This is a genomic window from Plantactinospora sp. KLBMP9567 (assembly GCF_033446045.1).
Lineage (GTDB): Bacteria > Actinomycetota > Actinomycetes > Mycobacteriales > Micromonosporaceae > Plantactinospora.
The window spans coordinates 1-17,619 of record NZ_JAWQRR010000035.1 but is presented as its reverse complement, the minus strand read 5'-3'; the positions used below and the strand labels follow the sequence as shown (position 1 = coordinate 17,619).

Sequence of the window (17,619 nt, the reverse complement as noted above, 5' to 3'; positions counted from 1 at the left end):
GTTGCCGCAAAGTATTTCCGGTGACGCGTCGAGGTGACCGGGTCGCCGAAGTCTGCCTACCTGACCGCCGGCCGGACTTCCGGCTGGCGTTCGCCGATGGCGGTCCCGTCGCGATCCGCCTCCAACGGATCGACGATCTCCCCCTGCGCGGTCAGCGTGCCCTGCGCCAGCCGGGTCGCCCTCGGCGGCACCGGCGGCTCCAGGTCGGCCACCACGCGGAGGCCGGAAAGGACGTCATCGGGTCGTACGGACGGGGTGACCTGCCGCACGACCACTTCGAGTATCGCACACGGTACGCCCGCGACCCCGGAAGGTGCCTCGGTCCCCTCGATCACATCGATGGCCGTGACAGCGGCCCGGGTGTCGAAAACGCGTCGGCCCTGCTTGGTCATCCGCTCGACGAGCACCTCGGAGGCGGCCAGAAAGGTCGACACGGCGGCGCGGGCGACGTCCGGCGCGACACCGGGCAGTTCGACCCGCCAGCGCGAGGCGTCGATCCGGTCGGCCAGGCTGCCGCCGCCGGCCACCACCGCGTCCAGTACGTCGAGTCCGGGCGAGAGCACCGCGTCCAGGGCGGCACGGAGATCGGCCGGATCCACCAGCCGCTGGAGCCCGATCTCCAGGTACTCCGCCTCGCTGGCCACCCCGGTCGGGGCCGCGCTGGCGTAGGAGATCTTCGGGTGCGGGGTGAAGCCCTGGGAGAACGCCACCGGCACGCCGGCCCGGCGCAACGCGCGCTCGAAGGCCCGGGCGAAGTCCCGGTGCGAGGTGAACCGCAGCGGCCCACGCTTGGCGTACCTGATCCGGATCCGCTGTACGACCGGCGCCTGGCCGCCCTCCGGCTGTGGTTTCCTGCTGATCGTGCCGCTCCTCGGATAATGGTCAGGGTGGGCCGTTCTCCCGGGAGCGGGCTGCTCCGGGGGAACGGTCGGGGGTCAGTGTCCGGTGCCGGCCGGCATCCGCAGGCCGGTGTTCACCGGCGTCAGCGGCAGCAACTTCTTGCCGGTCGGGCCGATCTGGATCTCGGTGTCCATGGACGGGCAGACGCCGCAGTCGAAGCACGGGGTCCACCGGCAGTCGTCCTGCTCGTACTCGGTCAGGGCGTCCTGCCAGTCCTGCCAGAGCCAGTCCTTGTCCAGCCCGGAGTCGAGGTGGTCCCAGGGCAGCACCTCGGCCTGCTCCCGCTCCCGGACCGTGTACCAGTCGAGGTCCACCCCGAAGGCCGGCAGCACCTCGGCGGCGGCGTCCACCCAGCGCTGGTAGGAGAAGTGCTCGCTCCAGCCGTCGAACCGGCCGCCGTTCTCCCAGACCCGCCGGATCACCGCACCGACCCGCCGGTCACCCCTGCTGAGCAGCCCCTCGATCAGCGAGGGCTCGCCATCGTGATAGCGGTAACCGATCGCCCGGCCGAGCGACCGGTCGGAGTTGATCGCCTGCTTGAGCAGCTTGAGCCGGTTGTCGATCACCTCGGGCCGCTCCATCCGGGCCCACTGGAACGGGGTGTGCGGCTTGGGTACGAATCCGCCGATCGAGACCGTGCAGCGGATGTCCTTGGAGCCGGTGGCCGCCCGCCCGGCCTTGATCACCTCGTGCGCGAGCCGGGCGATCTGGAGGACGTCCTCGTCTTCCTCGGTGGGCAGCCCGCACATGAAATAGAGCTTCACCTGCCGCCACCCGTTGGTGTAGGCGGTGACCACGGTCCGGATGAGGTCCTCCTCGGACACCATCTTGTTGATCACCTTGCGGATCCGCTCCGAGCCGCCCTCCGGGGCGAAGGTGAGCCCGGTACGCCGGCCGTTGCGGGACAGTTCCTGGGCCAGGTCGATGTTGAACGCGTCGACCCGGGTCGACGGCAGCGAGAGCGAGACGTTGGTGCCCTCGTACTGCTGGGCCAGGCCGGAGCACATGTCGCCGATCTCCGAGTGGTCGGCCGACGACAGCGACAGCAGCCCCACCTCGGAAAAGCCCGAGTATTCGAGGCCGTCCCGCACCATCTGGCCCACCGTGGTGATGGAGCGTTCCCGGACCGGCCGGGTGATCATGCCCGCCTGGCAGAACCGGCAGCCCCGGGTGCAACCCCGGAAGATCTCCACCGCGTACCGCTCGTGCACCGTCTCGGCGAGCGGCACGATCGGCTTCTTCGGGTACGGCCAGGCGTCCAGGTCCATCGTCGTCCGCTTGTGTACCCGGAACGGCACGTCCGCCCGGTTCGGCACGACCCGCTGGATCCGACCGTCCGGCAGATAGTCGACGTCGTAGAAGCGCGGCACGTAGACGCTCTCGGTCCGGGCCAGCCGGAGCAGCAGTTCGTCCCGCCCGCCAGGGCTGCCCTCCACCTTCCAGGCCCGGACGATCTCGGTGATCTCCAGGACCGCTTCCTCGCCGTCGCCGAGCACCGCCGCGTCGAGGAAGTCGGCGATCGGCTCCGGGTTGAACGCGGCGTGCCCGCCGGCCACCACCACCGGGTGCTCGTCGGTGCGGTCGGCGGAGAGCAGCGGGATGCCGGCCAGGTCGATCGCGGTGAGCAGGTTGGTGTAGCCGAGTTCGGTGGCGAACGAGATCCCGAACAGGTCGAACGCGCCGACCGGCCGGTGCGCCTCGACGGTGAACTGCGGCACGCCCTCGGCCCGCATCAGCCGCTCCAGGTCCGGCCAGACCGCGTACGTCCGCTCGGCCAGTACGTCCGGCAGTTCGTTGAGCACCTCGTAGAGGATCTGCACCCCCTGGTTCGGCAGGCCCACCTCGTACGCGTCTGGATACATCAGCGCCCAACGGACGACCGCCGACTCCCAGTCCTTCACCACCGCGCCCAGTTCGCCGCCGACGTACTGGATCGGCTTGCTGACCTGGGGCAGCAACTGCTCGAGCTGCGGCCAGACCGTCATCGCCGCTGACCTTTCCGCGGCGGACGACGCGGCGCTCATGGAACCTCCCGGGACACTCGGTTGGAACACCAACCATCCAGAGTACGCGTCACACCCGAGCCCCGGTCCGGTAGTCCCCGCGCCCGCCGAGTGCGGAGTTTCCGCCGGAAAGCCCCCCACGTGCCGGCTCGCCGCGATTTCCCCCGCCGTCGGCGACACTCGTACGATCCGGCGCGGAACGACCGGTTGGTCGGGCGGTACTAACCTCGAACGGGCGCGAGAGGAGACCCGCACAATGTCCCAGCCGCAGCCGGAGGAGACCGCACCGGCGGGCCGAGCCACGCCGGCCGGGCCGCCCCCGGCCGAGGGATCGGCGACCGTGGCATCCGGCGACCAGCACACTCGGGCCGCTGACCAGCAGCACGGCCGAACCGGCGACCAGCAGCACGGTCAGGCCGCCGGCAACGAGCACGGCCAGGCCGGCGACGAGCACGGTCACGCCGGTGACGAGCACGGTCACGCCGGTGACGAGCACGGTCACGCCGGTGACGAGCACGGTCACGCCGGTGACGAGCACGGTCACGCCGGTGACGAGCACGGTCACGCCGGTGAGCCGGACGACACGGCCGTGGACGTCCCGGTGGAACCGGAACCGGACGGGTCCGGCGACGCCGACCTCGACCAACCGACCCTGCCCACGCCGCCACCCGGTGCCACTGTCACCGCGTACCCCACGTCACCGGCCGACTCCGTGCACACCGCGCCAGCACCGGCCGCCGGCGACGAAGGGTCCCCAGCCGAAAAGCCACAGCCGGCAGCCGCCACCGAACCTGCCGCGACCGAAGACTCGCCGCGCGCAGCCGCCACCGAGCATGCGGCACCGGACGGACCGCCGGCCGCCGACGACGACACACCCACCCGCCGTACCCCGCCACCCGACGCCACCCGGATCGACCGGCCCGCCGACGACGATAGCGGCTCGGTTCCGGCCGAGGGCGGTGTGCCGGCGTTGCCGTCCGAGGACGACGGGCCGGCCCCGACCCGGGTCGCAGCGCCACGCTGGACCGGCTCTGCGGCCGTACCACCGCCCCGGCCGCGCAAGCGTCGCTGGCTCCTTGGCGATGCCGAGGAGGCGGACGTTCCGGCGGCACCGACGGCCCGTACCCGACCGGCCGATCCGACCCTGCGGATGCCGGAGGTCGAGGCGGACGAGATCCCCACCCCGGTCGACCCCTGGGCCGGTGCCGCCGACGACCCGTGGGACGCGTACCCGCCGGTCGGTGGCCACCAGGGAGCGGCGAGTCATCCGCCGGTCGGCTACGACGCACCGGTCAGCCCGCCGCCGGCCCGACAGTTGCCGGTGACCCGGCGTTTCCCCGCGCCGACCGGTCCACCGCCACCGCCGCGCACGACGGCGCCCCCACCGGCGGGGCCACGGCCACCAGCGCCGCCACCACACGCGGCGCCACCGCCACCGCCACCGCCGGCGCGGGCCGCCCGACCGCCGGCCCCGCCCGCACCACGGAAGCAGCCGCCGCCACCGGTCGCTCCGCCCCGACCGGCGAAACAGCGGCGCCGGCCGGAGGCGCCACCGGTCCGGAAGCCACCGCCCGCCCCCCTTCCTCCGGTACGCCGCCGCCGGCGCTGGCCCAGGGTGATGTTCACGCTCACCCTGCTCACCATCGCCTGCTGCTGCGGCGTTCCGGCGTACTACGCCAAGCCGATCTGGGACCAGTACCCGGCCTCGCCGGTGGATCCGCTACCGAGCGAGGTACTGGACCTGCAACTGCTGGACAACGCGGCCGGCAGGAAGACCGCCGAGCAGTTGAAGCGGGAGGTACAGGGGCGGAGCTGGTTCACCGACGGCGAGGCGTTCGCCGGGGTCTACCGGACCTCGAACGGCAAGCAGGTGATCATCTTCGGCAGCACCGGCTTCCGGCTCAGTCCCGAGTCGGCGGTACAGGAGGAGGTCACCCGGCTCCAGAACGAGTACGGAGTCACCTCGGTCGAGCCGGTGCCGACCGGCGTACGCGGCGAGTACCGCAGTTGCGGCACGGGCGAGGCCGATGGCGACGAGGTGGTGGTCTGCACGTGGGCGGACCACGGCAGCTCGGCCACCGCGCTGTTCACCCGGCTGTCGATAGCGGACAGCTCCGAGCTGCTCAGCACGCTGCGCGACAGCATCATCGTGCGCGACCCGGTCGGCTCGGGTAGCGGCAGCGCGAGTACGGGATGAGCCCGCTCCAGGCAGCCGCCGCCGCACCGACGGGCGGCGGCCGGCAGCCAGCGGCCACGGACCGACGGCGGCCTACGAACCGCCGTTCTCGGCCCCGTTGCGGGCCGGCGCGTACCGGGGCACGTACTCCTGCCCGGTCAGCTTCTGGATCTCCGTCATGATGTCGTCGGTGATCTGCCGCAGCGAGGTCCGGTCCGTCGGGCGTCCGACGAAGTCCATCGGCTTGCCGAACCGGACGATCACCTTGCCGGTGCCGAGCCGGGGCAGCCGGGCCCCGATCGGCTGCACCCGCTCGGTGCCGATCATCCCGACCGGGATCACCGGCACCTCGGCGGCCAGCGCCAGCCGGGCCACCCCGGTACGCCCCCGGTAGAGCCGCCCGTCCGGTGACCGGGTGCCCTCCGGATAGATCGCCACCAGGTCACCGGCGCGCAGCACCGGGATCGCCCCGTCGAACGCGGAAAGCGCGGCCCGGCCTCCGGCCCGTTCCACCCGGATCGCGCCGAGCCCGCTGATCACCGAGCGGGTGACCCAGCCGCGCAGCCCGGTGCCGGTGAAGTATTCGGACTTGGCCCAGAAGGCGAGGTGCCGGGGCACCACCGAGCCGAGGAACAACTCGTCGGCGACCGAGAGGTGGTTGCCCGCGAAGATCGCGCCGCCGGTCGCGGGGACGTTCTCCAGGCCCTCCACGGTCGGACGCCAGGCAACCCGCATCGCGGTGCCGACGGTGTACTGGCCGATGGTGTAGAGCAGCGGCACGGGACCTCCGGCGGTCAAGGTAGTCAGGCGCTGTCACGTTAACCGACGCCCGACCGGTCCGCGTAGGTGACCGTCTCGATCACCTGTCCGGACCGGTCGGGCGGCACCCGGCGACGCCCCGGGAGTCCTCAGCGGCGGCGTACCGCCACCGTCACCCGGTCGCCCTCGCCGACCTCACCGGCGAAGCCGTCGACCTGGTCGGCGGAGTCGACCTCACCGGCGAAGCCGATCGAGTCGGCCAGCACCTCCCGGGCCACGAAGTCCCGGTACGCCTCGACCGCCGCGGCCACCTCCGCCGGGGCGGCGAGCAGCACGTCGATCCGGTCCGACACGTCCAGCCCGGCGTCCCGGCGGGCCTGCTGCACCACCCGTACGACGTCCCGGGCCAGCCCCTCGGCGGCGAGCTCCGGGGTGACGGCGGTGTCCAGCACCACCACGCCCTCCCCACCGGGCAGCGGCGCGGAGTGCTCGGCGTCGGCGGGCACCAGCTTCAGCTCGTACTCGCCGGCCTCCAGCCGGACCCCGGCCGCCTCCGGTACCCCGTCGACCAGCACCCAGTCGCCGGCCTTGACCGCCTTGATCACGGTCTGCACCTGCTTGCCGACCCGGGGCCCGAGCGCCCGGGGCACCACCGTGAGCACCTGCTCGCAGTAGCTGGCCAGCTCGTCGCTGAAGGTCACCGCCTTGACGTTGACCTCGTCCGCGATCAGGTCGGCGAACGGCCGCAGGGTCTCCGCCGCCGGGGTCGCCACGGTCAGCGACGACAGCGGCAGCCGGACCCGCAGGCCCTTCGCCTTGCGCAGCGAGAGCGCCGCCGAGGCGACGTTGCGGGTGGCGTCCATCGCCGCCACCAGCTCGTGGTCGGCCGGGAACTCGGCGGCGTCCGGCCAGTCGGTCAGGTGCACCGACCGCTCCCCGGTCAACCCGCGCCAGACCTCCTCGGCGGTCAGCGGGGCCAGCGGGGCCAGCACCCGGCTGACCGTCTCCAGCACCGTGTAGAGGGTGTCGAAGGCGTCCCGGTCGCCGGACCAGAACCGGTCCCGGGACCGCCGGACGTACCAGTTGGTCAGCGCGTCCAGGAACGACCGGACCGTGCCGCAGGCGCCGGAGATGTCGTAGACGTCGAGCTGCCCCTGCACCGCCTCGACCAGCTCGCCGGTCTTGGCCAGCACGTACCGGTCGAGCAGGTGCGTCGAGTCGGTACGCCGGACCGCGGAGTATCCCTCCGCGTTCGCGTAGAGCGAGAAGAAGTACCAGACGTTCCAGTACGGCAGCAGCACCTGGCGTACCGAGTCCCGGATCGTCGTCTCGCTGACCACCACGTCCCCGCCGCGCAGCACCGGCGAGGACATCAGCGTCCAGCGCATCGCGTCCGAGCCGTAGCTGTCGAACATCTCGTAGACGTCCGGGTAGTTGCGCAGGCTCTTGGACATCTTGCGCCCGTCCGAGCCGAGCACGATGCCGTGCACCACGGCGTTGCGGAACGCCGGCCGGTCGAAGAGCGCGGTCGCCAGCACGTGCATGGTGTAGAACCAGCCCCGCACCTGCGGGACGTACTCGACGATGAAGTCCCCGGGGTAGTGGTGCTCGAACCACTCCCGGTTCTCGAACGGGTAGTGCACCTGGGCGAACGGCATCGAACCGGACTCGAACCAGCAGTCCAGCACCTCCGGCACCCGGCGCATGGTGGAGCGCCCGGTCGGGTCGTCCGGGTTGGGTCGGGTCAGCTCGTCGATCATCGGCCGGTGCAGGTCGGTGACCTTGACGCCACCCTGCTCACCGCTTCCGGTCGCAAGCTCCCCGAAGTCGGCCTCCAGCTCGGCCAGCGAGCCGTAGACGTCGACCCGCGGATACTGCGGGTCGTCCGACTTCCAGACCGGGATCGGCGAGCCCCAGAACCGGTTCCGGCTGATCGACCAGTCCCGGGCGTTCGCCAGCCACTTGCCGAACGAGCCGTCCCTGACGTGCCCCGGAGTCCAGTTGATCTGCTGGTTCAGCTCCAGCATCCGGTCCTTGACCTTGGTGACCGCCACGAACCAGGAGGAGACCGCCTTGTAGACCAGCGGGGTGTCGCAGCGCCAGCAGTGCGGGTACGAGTGGGTGTAGGTGTCCTGCCGGAGCACCACCCCGCGCTCCTTCAACTCGCGGATCACCGACTTGTTGACGTCGAAGACCTGCTCACCCTGGTACGGCGGGACCAGCGCGGTGAACCGGGTGTGGTCGTCCACGGTCACCACGGTCGGGATGCCGGCCGCGTTGCACGCCTTCTGGTCGTCCTCGCCGAAGGCCGGGGCCAGGTGCACCACCCCGGTGCCGTCCTCGGTGGTGACGAACTCCGCGCCGAGCACCTGGTAGGCGTTCGGCCCACCCTGCTCGACGAGAAAGTCGTAGAGCGGGGTGTAGCGGCGGCCGACCAGGTCCCGGCCGTGCACCGTGCCGACCTGGGTCCAGCCGTCCAGCTCCTTCGCGTACGCGCCGAGCCGGGCGGCGCCGACGACGTGCCGCCGGCCGTCCCGCTCCAGCACCGCGTACTCGATGTCCGGGCCGACCGCGAGCGCAAGGTTGGAGGGCAGGGTCCACGGCGTGGTGGTCCAGACGCCGACCCGGACCGGCCCGCGCAGCAGCTCCGGCGCGTCCTCGTCCGGGGTCAGCTCGAACCAGACGGTCAGCGTCGGGTCGTGCCGGTCCCGGTAGACGTCGTCCATCCGGGTCTCGGTGTTCGACAGCGGGGTCTCGCAGCGCCAGCAGTACGCCAGCACGCTGAACCCCTCGTAGACCAGCCCCTTGGTGTGGAGCTGCTTGAACGCCCACATGACGCTCTCCATGTAGCTGAGGTCGAGCGTCTTGTAGTCGTTGCCGAAGTCGACCCACCGGGCCTGCCGGTTGACGTACCGCTCCCAGTCCCGGGTGTAGGCCAGCACCGAGGTCCGGCAGGCGTCGTTGAACCGCCCGACACCGAGGTCGAGGATCTCCGCCTTGGTGGTGATCCCGAGCTGCTTCTCCGCCTCCACCTCGGCCGGCAGGCCGTGGCAGTCCCAGCCGAAGCGCCGCTCCACCCGCCGGCCGCGCATCGTCTGGTAGCGCGGCACCAGGTCCTTGACATAGCCGGTCAGCAGGTGGCCGTAGTGCGGCAGGCCGTTGGCGAACGGCGGCCCGTCGTAGAAGACGTACTCGTTGGCGCCGTCCGGTCCGGGGTCGCGGGCCTCGACGCTGGCCTCGAAGGTCTTGTCGGCCACCCAGTGGTCGAGCACACGCTGCTCGACCACCGGCAGCTCGGGACTGGCCGGCACGCCCGTGCCGGCGGGGGCGTTCTTCGGGTACGCCATCGCGGGTCGCTCTCCTCGTCGCAGCTCACTGACCGTGGTCTGCGAGGACGAACCCTGGTACGCCGGAAGCCGGCGCCCCGGTGGGCCCGCGGTACCACCCCGCTTGGTGGTCGGAGATCGACCACCCGCTCGTTGGCCGGCTGTGACGGGCCGGTCCCGTCCGGTTCTACTGGGGTGTTTCCACCCGTTCTTCCGGAGGCTCGCCGGTGATGGCCGGGTCGATGCCTGTGCCCGTCAACAATACTCGACCCCCGCGCCGCCCCCCACCCGATATCCCCGTCCGGCTCCACCGCCGGGCCTGAGGCGCCGCCGCCGACCGGCGCACCCGCCACCCGACTACCGATTCGTGCCGACCGGCCGGCGGGTAGGGTCAGCTCGGGGAACCTGCGGGTCAGGTCAGCTCGGGGAACCAGAGCGCGATCTCCCGACGGGCGGTCTCGACCGAGTCGGCCGCGTGCACCAGGTTCTCCCGAGAGGAGCAGGCCAGGTCACCCCGGATCGTGCCGGGGACCGCCCGACGCCCGTCGGTCGCGCCGACCAGGCCGCGGACCATCTCGACCACGCCGGAGCCGGAGAGCACCACCGCGACCAGCGGCCCGGAGGTCATGAACTCCCGCAGCGCCGGATAGAACGGCTCCGCCACGTGCTCGGCGTAGTGCAGGCCGGCGAGCCGGTCGTCCATCCGGCGCAGCACCATCGCGTCGATGCCGAGGCCCTTGCGCTCGAACCGGCCGAGGATCTCGCTGACCAGCCGCCGCCGCACCGCGTCGGGCTTGATCAATACGAGGGTACGCTCGGCGGAATCGCTGCTGACCACGGACACCCCTTGGTACGGCCGGAGAGCTGGGCCCCGCCAGCGTATGTCGGCGCTGTCCGGCCGCGACGCCGGAGGTCAGCACGTTCGGCCAGCTCACCGCCGACTGATCCGGCGGCGAAGGCCGCACACCGGCCGCGGGTCGTTCCATTCCCGCCAGATCCGGCCTAGCCTGGCCTTAACCAGGGAGGTCCACTGTGGCAGATGGTCGTCGCCGCCAGGTCGCGCCGGTGCGCAAGCTGGTCGCCGCTGTGCTGGGCACCTTCGCCACCTTCGTCATCCTGTTCGGCTTCGGGATGCGCAGTTGGGCGATCGCCGTACTCGGAGTGGCGCTGCTCGCCCTGGCCATCGCGCTCGTCGCGTTCACCGCCGTACGCAGTGGTCCCCGGGCCTGGGTGACCGGCATCGGGCACGTGCACAGCGTCACCGAGCCGCCCGCCTCGTCGACCTTCGGCCGGTGTGAACTCCAGATCGTGATCGACGCGCCGGGAGTGCCCGGCCGCTCGGTGCGGATCCGCGACCCCCGGGTACCGGTGTCGAAGTGGCCGGACCCGGGCGCCACCCTGCCGATCATGGTGGCGATCGACGATCAGCGGCACGTCCGGATCCTCTGGGACGAGGTGCTGACCCACGCCGAGGCGGCGGCGAGCGGCGACCTGCCGCCGGAGTTCCACGATTTCGACCCGGGCGACGACGATATCCTGATCGAGCAGGAGGCGCCGCCGTGGGCGCGGGGCGGACGGGACGACCCGTACGCCGACGCACCGCCCGGCGGCGCGCCGGCCACCGAGGACCTGACCGAGGACGATCTCGCCCCGCTCCGGGACGACCTGGAGCCGCTGCGGAACGACCTGGAGCCGCTGCGGGACGACCGGGGTACGTCCCGCGAGGAGCCGGTGGTGATGCGGCAGACCCCGGGCGGGACGATCGTGCTGGAGGGGACCCTGGTGGACCCGCCGTCCACCGCGCCGCTGCCCCGCCGCTCCCGGCCGACCCCCGGTCCGGGCGGCCGGAACCGCCGCCCCCGCCCGGCGCCCGGTTCGAACACCCGGGACAGCGCCACGGGCGCCGCCGCGCCGGTCTCCGACGCGCCACCGGCGCCGCGCTCAGCCGAGCCGGACGTGCCGGCGACCGGGACCGGTGGCGACGGCACCGGGCTGCTGGAGACGCCGCCGGTCCCGGAGGCCCGGTCCGCTGACGTCCCGCCGGCCGGCCCGGCACCGGCCGAACCGGACCTGGAGTCGCCCCGACCCGCCCCCGAGCCCACGGCGGCGGACTCCAGCCGGTCGGCCACCACCCCCGGTACCGGCGGCACCGGCCCGGCCGACACCGACGAGATCGACATCTCGCTGGACGATCCCGACCCGGACCTCGACCCAGACGCGGACCTCGACCCGGACCTCGACCTGCGGGCCGGCGCGGCGCCGCGCGACGACCTCGCGGCCCCCTCGGACGACGAGGCGATCCTGGCCGACCTGATCGCCACCCAGCCGCCGGCCCGGCTCGGCGGCTCCGGCCCGATCGCCGGGGTCGGGATCACCCTGCTGGTCACCGACCTCGAACGGTCGATCGCGTTCTACCGGGACCTGCTCGGCTTCTTCGAGATCGACGGCGGCGAGGGCAACGCCATCCTCGCCTCCGGGGCGACCCGGCTGGTGCTGCGGGCGATCCGCGAGGTGGCCCCGATCAACCGGCGGCTGGTCCACCTCAATCTCGAGGTGAACGACGTCACCTCGTTCTACGAGGAACTCCTCGCCAAGGGCGTGAAGTTCACCTACGCCCCCCGGGCGGTCAACCGGGGCGCCAAACTCGAACTCTGGGCCGCCGCGTTCCGGGACCCGGACGGGCACGGGATCGCCCTCACCCAGTGGCGGAGCCGGGCCACCGGCTGAGCCGGCGGGCCGGGTCAGCCGAGGATGGCCCGGCGGACGTGCAGCACGTACGCCCAGACCCCGGCGAAGATCAGCCCCAGTGCGCCGAGTGACCAGTGCAGAAAGCCAGCGAGCAGCAACAGCCCCTGCAGGACGGTGGCGGCGTGCCAGGCCCACGGCCGGCGCAGGCAGCCGGCCAGCACGACCGCCAGCATGGCGAGCCCGACGACCACCCCGATGGCGCTGCCGCCCAGGTCGCCGCCGAGCAGTCTGATCGGCTGGATCGCGAGCAGCAGCACCAGTGTCTCGACGCTCAGCGTGAGGGCGCCGAGGCCGCGTACCGCCCGGTCCGGGTCCCGCAGTCCGGAAGGCCGGCCGCCTGGCGTACCCGTCGAGCCGGCGGCCGTACCCGTCGAGCCGGCGGAGCTGGCCGTGCCAGCCGGCCCGTCGTCCTCGACCCGGCCGGAGGGCTCCGCAGAGCCGGCTGCCGGCCCGGTACGGCCGGCCCGGTTCGCCGCCTCGTCCGGGGCGCTCACCGCTTCAACAGCCGTCGCGCGTCGGCCACGGTGACCACCGATCCGGTGACCAGCACACCCACCCCGCTCAACTCCCCCTGCACGTCGGACTCGGCCAGCGCCACGGCGGCCTCGATCGCGTCCGGCAGATCCGGAGCCACCTCGACCCGGTCCGGCCCGAAGACCTCGACCGCGAGTTCACCGAGTTCCGCGACCGGCATCGCCCGGGGCGAGCTGTTCCCGGTCACCACGACCGCGTCGACCACCGGTTCGAGCAGTTCGAGCAGACTTGCCGCGTCCTTGTCCTCGAGTACGCCGACCAGCGCGATCAGCCGGCTGAACGCGAACTCCTCCTGGAGCGCGGTGACGGTGGCCGCCATGCCGTGCGGGTTGTGCGCCCCGTCCAGCAGGATCGTCGGGGCGGACCGGACCCGCTCCAGCCGGCCAGGTGAGTCGGCGGTGGCGAAGCCCTGCCGGACGGTCTCGACGTCGAGCTGGCGGGACGCGCCCGCGCCGAGGAACGCCTCGACGGCGGCGAGCGCGATCGCGGCGTTCTGCGCCTGGTGTGCCCCGTGCAGGGGTACGAAGACGTTGTCGTAGACCCCGCCGAGGCCCTGCAACGAGAGCACCTGGCCGCCCACGGCCATGCTCCGGCGCAGTACGCCGAACTCGCCGCCCTCCCGAGCGATGGTGGCGCCGACCTCGGCGCAGCGCTCCAGGATCGGTTCGGCGGCCTCCTCCGGCTGGACCGCCGAGATCACGGTCGCGCCCTTGTGGATGATCCCCGCCTTGGCCAGCGCGATGTCTCCGATGGTGTCCCCGAGCCACTCGGTGTGGTCGAGCCCGATCGGGGTGATCACCGCGATTCCGGCGCTCAGCACGTTGGTGGAGTCCTCCGCACCGCCGAGGCCGACCTCGACCACCGCCACGTCGACCGGCGCGTCGGCAAAGGTGGCGAAGGCGAGCGCCGTGGTCATGTCGAAGTACGTCAACGGCTCGTCGGCGCGCTCGTCGACGAGCCGGGCCAGCGGCGCCACCTCGCGGTAGACCGAGACGAAACGGTCCTCGCCGATCGACTCGCCGTCCAGGCTGATCCGCTCCCGCACGGTCTCCAGATGCGGGCTGGTGTACCGGCCGGTGTGCAAGCCGAAGGCCCGGAGCAGCGAGTCGATCATCCGGGCCGTCGACGTCTTGCCGTTGGTGCCGGTCAGATGGATCGCCGGGTACGCCCGCTGCGGGCTGCCGAGCACGTCGAGCAGTTCCTCGATCCGCCCGAGGTCGAAGACCATCCGGGTGTAGCCGCGGCTGGACAGTTCCGCCTCGACCTGGGCGAACTCGGCCGCCCGCTCCGCGCGCTCACTCACCGCGATCCTCGCCCCCGCACCGTACGCTCCCCACCCGTTCCGCCGGACCGTCAGACTCTCGACCGCCAAGCCCTCGACCGCCCTGTACTCGACCGCCGCGCCCTGACCACCGCACACCGCCTTCTCGCACCCGCACACCGCCTTCTCGCACCCGCACACCGCCTTCTCGCACCCGCACACCCTCGGTCCGCACCCGCACCCGCACCCGCTCGCACCGGCACGGCATCCGCGCCCGGCACCGGCATCCGCGCCCGCACCGTCCGCCCGCTCTCGGTCCGCACCCCGCTACCGGTCAACCGAGTGCCGCGAGGGCGGCGGCGATCCGCTCCAGGTCCGCCTCGGCGGCCGCCAGCCGGTCCCTGATCTTGTCGACCACCGGGGCCGGCGCCTTGTCGAGGAAGGCCGGGTTGTCGAGCTTCGCCCGGGCCTGGCCGATCTCCTTCTCCGCCGCCGCCCGGTCCTTGGTCAGCCGGGCCCGCTCGGCGGCGACGTCGATCGAACCCCGGGTGTCCAGGGCCACCGTCACCGCGCCGGAGACGGCGAGGGTGGCACTGGCCCGGAAGTCCGGGGCCGCCGCGTCCAGCCGGACCAGCGAGCGGATCAGCGGCTCGTGCGCGGCGATGCCGGCTCCGGCGAGCCCGTCGAGCCGGGCCGCCACCCGCTGCGCCGGGCGCAGCCCCTGGTCGGAACGGAACCGGCGGATCTCGGTGACCACCCGCTGGAGTTCGGCCACCTCGCGCTCCGCCGCCTCGTCGCGCAGCGCCGGCACGGCCACCGGCCAGGCGGCGGTCATCACCGACGGCCCGGCCGGGCCGGAGCCGGCGTTCTCGGTACCGGCCAGCGCGGTCCAGAGCTCGTCGGTGACGAACGGCACCACCGGGTGCAGCAGCCGGAGCAGCCGGTCGAGCACGTGTCCGAGCACCCGGCGGGTGACCTCGGCCGGCTCACCGCCGGCGGCCAGCACCGGTTTGGCCAGCTCGACGTACCAGTCGCAGACGTCGTCCCAGGCGAAGTGGTAGAGGACGTCGCAGACCTTGGCGAACTCGTACGCCTCGAACTGCTCGTCCACCTCGGCGGTGACCTGCTGCAACCGGGACAGGATCCACCGGTCCACGGTCGACAGGCGGCCCGGCTCGGGCAGCTCGCCGGCCACGTGCGCGCCGTTCATCAGGGCGAACCGGGTGGCGTTCCAGAGCTTGTTGCAGAAGTTGCGGGAGCCCTGACACCACTCGTCGCTGACCGGGACATCCTGGCCGGGGTTGGCGCCCCGGGCCAGGGTGAACCGGGTGGCGTCGGCGCCGTACCGCTCGATCCAGTCCAGCGGGTCGACCACGTTGCCGAAGGACTTCGACATCTTCTTGCCGTACTGGTCGCGCACCATGCCGTGCAGGGCGATCACGTCGAACGGCTGCCGGCCGTCCATCGCGTACAGGCCGAACATCATCATCCGGGCGACCCAGAAGAACAGGATGTCGTAGCCGGTCACCAGCACGCTGGTCGGATAGAACTTCGCCAGGTCGGGTGTCTGCTCCGGCCAGCCGAGCGTGGAGAACGGCCAGAGTGCGCTGGAGAACCAGGTGTCCAGCACGTCGAGATCCTGGTGCCAGCCGTCGCCGGTCGGCGGTTCCTCGTCCGGGCCGACGCAGCGCACCTCGCCGTCCGGGCCGTACCAGACCGGGATTCGGTGCCCCCACCAGAGCTGCCGGGAGATGCACCAGTCGTGCATGTTGTCGACCCAGGCGAAGTACCGCTTGGCCATGTCGGCGGGTTCGATCTTGACCCGGCCGTCCCGCACCGCGTCGCCGGCCGCCCGGGCCAGCGGTCCGGTGTTGACGAACCACTGCAACGACAGCCGGGGCTCCACCGTCGTCCGGCACCGCGAGCAGTGCCCCACCGCGTGCACGTACGGCCGCTTCTCGGCGACGATCCGGCCCTGCTCGCGTAGCGCGGCGACGATCGCCGGCCGGGCCTCGAACCGGTCGAGTCCCTGGAACGGGCCGGGCGCGGTGATGACGCCCCGCTCGTCCATCACCGTCAGGGACGGCAGGTCGTGCCGCTGGCCGATCTCGAAGTCGTTCGGGTCGTGCGCCGGGGTCACCTTGACCATGCCGGTGCCGAAGCTCGGGTCGACGTGCTCGTCACCGACGATCGGGATCCGCCGCCCAGTCAGCGGCAGCTCCACCTCGGTGCCGATCAGGTGCTTGTACCGCTCGTCCTCCGGGTGTACCGCGACGGCCGTGTCACCGAGCATGGTCTCGGCCCGGGTGGTGGCAACGACCACGTCGTCGCTGTACCGGATCGAGACGAGTTCGCCGTCGTCGTCGGTGTGCTCCACCTCGATGTCCGACAGGGCGGTGAGGCAGCGCGGGCACCAGTTGATGATCCGCTCCGCGCGGTAGATCAGGCCGTCGTCGTACAGCTTCTTGAAGATCGTCTGTACCGCCCGGGAGAGTCCCTCGTCCATGGTGAAGCGCTCGCGGTCCCAGTCCACGGAGTCGCCGAGCCGGCGCATCTGGCCGAGGATCTTGCCGCCCGACTCGGCCTTCCACTTCCAGACCCGCTCGACGAACTTCTCCCGGCCCAGGTCGTGCCGGGACAGCCCCTCGCTGGCGAGCTGACGTTCGACCAGGTTCTGGGTGGCGATGCCGGCATGGTCCATTCCGGGCAGCCAGAGCGCCTCGTAGCCCTGCATCCGTCGCCGCCGGGTGAGCGCGTCCATCAGGGTGTGCTCGAAGGCGTGGCCCATGTGCAGTGAGCCGGTCACGTTCGGCGGCGGGATGACGATGGTGAACGGCGGCTTGTCGGTGTCGGCCGAGGCCCGGAAACGCCCCGCCGCTACCCATTCCTCGTACCGCCGACCTTCTACCTCGCCCGGCTGGTACTGGGCGGAAAGGGTCGGGGCCGGGGCGCGGTTCGCATCCAGAGTCTCGGTCACCCTCGAAGTCTACGAGCCTGCGTGCCAGGCCCGTCGTGCGCCACCTCCCGGTCGCGTACGGTGGCGGCTATGTCCGATGCCCCCCGCACCGATCGGCGAGTCACGGCCGATTCCGGCGCCATCGAGATCACGTCGGAGCCGATCGTGCTGGACCATTCGGTCGGCCGGGACGCCGAGGCGGTCGACATCACTCCGGCGCACGATGCCGAGCCTGGCCCGGGCGGACCGGGTGGCCGGCCGTCGTCCCGGCGTCGGAAAATCGTCCTCGGCTCGGTGCTCGCGGTCACCCTCGCCGGAGCCGCCGTCCTCGGCAGCGTGAGCTGGCGGATCCTGCAGCAGAAGGACGCCACCCTCGCCGCTCCGGTCGAGGTCGCCGGTCTCACCCGGGACGAGAGCGAGGGTGCCCGGGCGACCATCGAGTACCTCCGCACCGCCGTCAACGCCGAGATCAACTTCGCCGAGAGCTTCGGCGCCGTCTACGCCGACCCGGCCGGCCCGGACCGCAGCGTCCTGCTCTTCGGAGGTACGACCCTCGTCTGGCAGCCCGAACGGGATCTGGACCGCCTTTTCGACCTGGCTTCCGAGGAGGACAGTACGGTTGCCGGCGTCCACGAGGTGGATGCCGGTGTGCTCGGCGGGGTCATGAAGTGCGGTACTGCCCCGATCCGGGACGGGCAGCTCGTCTTCTGTGGCTGGGCCGACCACGGCAGCATCGCGATGGGCATGTTCCCGGGCCGTTCCCTCGACGAGTCCGCGGCGCTGCTTCGCGATATCCGGGACACCGTCCAGAGCCGGGACTGATCTGCTGCGGGGTGTGGTCGGGGCCGTGGGAACCGGCCAATCCCCTAGCCGTAGACCGGCCGGGTAAAACACGAGTGGCGCCACCCCTGAGGGTGGCGCCACTTCGTAGAAGATGTCCGGCGGCGTCTTACTCT

The 17,619-nt window shown here is 72.1% G+C and carries 11 protein-coding genes; 3 read left to right on the top strand and 8 right to left on the bottom strand.

Annotation, left to right across the window (positions count from 1 at the left end; genetic code table 11):
• Window positions 1-56: 56 nt before the first annotated feature.
• Together R6Y94_RS26355 and R6Y94_RS26350 are read right to left on the bottom strand one after the other, a co-directional pair.
• Window positions 57-803, bottom strand: a complete 747-nt coding sequence (locus R6Y94_RS26355) for a TIGR03936 family radical SAM-associated protein (protein ID WP_318398563.1) — start codon at window positions 801-803, stop codon at window positions 57-59.
• A gap of 132 nt (window positions 804-935) precedes the next feature.
• Window positions 936-2,924 (bottom strand): TIGR03960 family B12-binding radical SAM protein, encoded by a 1,989-nt coding sequence (locus R6Y94_RS26350; protein WP_318398545.1) that lies wholly within the window; start codon window positions 2,922-2,924, stop codon window positions 936-938.
• A gap of 235 nt (window positions 2,925-3,159) precedes the next feature.
• Here R6Y94_RS26350 and R6Y94_RS26345 point away from each other — a divergent pair, with 235 nt between their 5' ends.
• A complete protein-coding gene (locus tag R6Y94_RS26345; protein WP_318398544.1) occupies window positions 3,160-5,100 on the top strand; it encodes a hypothetical protein in 1,941 nt (646 codons plus the stop codon).
• Window positions 5,101-5,172: 72 nt separating this feature from the next.
• Here R6Y94_RS26345 and R6Y94_RS26340 read toward each other — a convergent pair whose 3' ends face one another.
• The 3 genes from R6Y94_RS26340 to ndk all read right to left on the bottom strand — a co-directional run bounded on the left by R6Y94_RS26340 (window position 5,173) and on the right by ndk (window position 10,002).
• Complete coding sequence (locus R6Y94_RS26340; RefSeq protein WP_318398543.1) at window positions 5,173-5,859, bottom strand: lysophospholipid acyltransferase family protein; 687 nt, start codon at window positions 5,857-5,859, stop codon at window positions 5,173-5,175.
• A 128-nt stretch (window positions 5,860-5,987) separates the two neighbouring features.
• The gene (gene ileS, locus R6Y94_RS26335) at window positions 5,988-9,185 is read right to left on the bottom strand and encodes an isoleucine--tRNA ligase (RefSeq protein ID WP_318398542.1); all 3,198 of its coding nucleotides are present in this window, start codon (window positions 9,183-9,185) and stop codon (window positions 5,988-5,990) included.
• A gap of 391 nt (window positions 9,186-9,576) precedes the next feature.
• Entirely contained in the window at window positions 9,577-10,002 is a 426-nt protein-coding gene (gene ndk, locus R6Y94_RS26330; protein WP_318398541.1) for a nucleoside-diphosphate kinase, read from the bottom strand.
• 194 nt (window positions 10,003-10,196) lie between these two features.
• Here ndk and R6Y94_RS26325 point away from each other — a divergent pair, with 194 nt between their 5' ends.
• Entirely contained in the window at window positions 10,197-11,891 is a 1,695-nt protein-coding gene (locus R6Y94_RS26325) for a VOC family protein (protein ID WP_318398540.1), read from the top strand.
• Window positions 11,892-11,905: 14 nt separating this feature from the next.
• Here R6Y94_RS26325 and R6Y94_RS26320 read toward each other — a convergent pair whose 3' ends face one another.
• The 3 genes from R6Y94_RS26320 to R6Y94_RS26310 all read right to left on the bottom strand — a co-directional run bounded on the left by R6Y94_RS26320 (window position 11,906) and on the right by R6Y94_RS26310 (window position 16,684).
• Window positions 11,906-12,406, bottom strand: a complete 501-nt coding sequence (locus R6Y94_RS26320; RefSeq protein ID WP_318398539.1) for a DUF4233 domain-containing protein — start codon at window positions 12,404-12,406, stop codon at window positions 11,906-11,908.
• The gene (locus tag R6Y94_RS26315; RefSeq protein WP_318398562.1) at window positions 12,403-13,674 is read right to left on the bottom strand and encodes a folylpolyglutamate synthase/dihydrofolate synthase family protein; all 1,272 of its coding nucleotides are present in this window, start codon (window positions 13,672-13,674) and stop codon (window positions 12,403-12,405) included. The genes R6Y94_RS26320 and R6Y94_RS26315 overlap by 4 nt, the downstream gene beginning before the upstream one ends.
• Window positions 13,675-14,041: 367 nt before the next feature.
• Window positions 14,042-16,684, bottom strand: coding sequence for a valine--tRNA ligase (locus R6Y94_RS26310; protein ID WP_318398538.1), 2,643 nt, complete (start codon window positions 16,682-16,684; stop codon window positions 14,042-14,044).
• A 69-nt stretch (window positions 16,685-16,753) separates the two neighbouring features.
• On the opposite strand from R6Y94_RS26310, the gene R6Y94_RS26305 reads away from it, so the two are divergent.
• The gene (locus tag R6Y94_RS26305) at window positions 16,754-17,485 is read left to right on the top strand and encodes a hypothetical protein (RefSeq protein WP_318398537.1); all 732 of its coding nucleotides are present in this window, start codon (window positions 16,754-16,756) and stop codon (window positions 17,483-17,485) included.
• Window positions 17,486-17,619 lie beyond the last annotated feature (134 nt).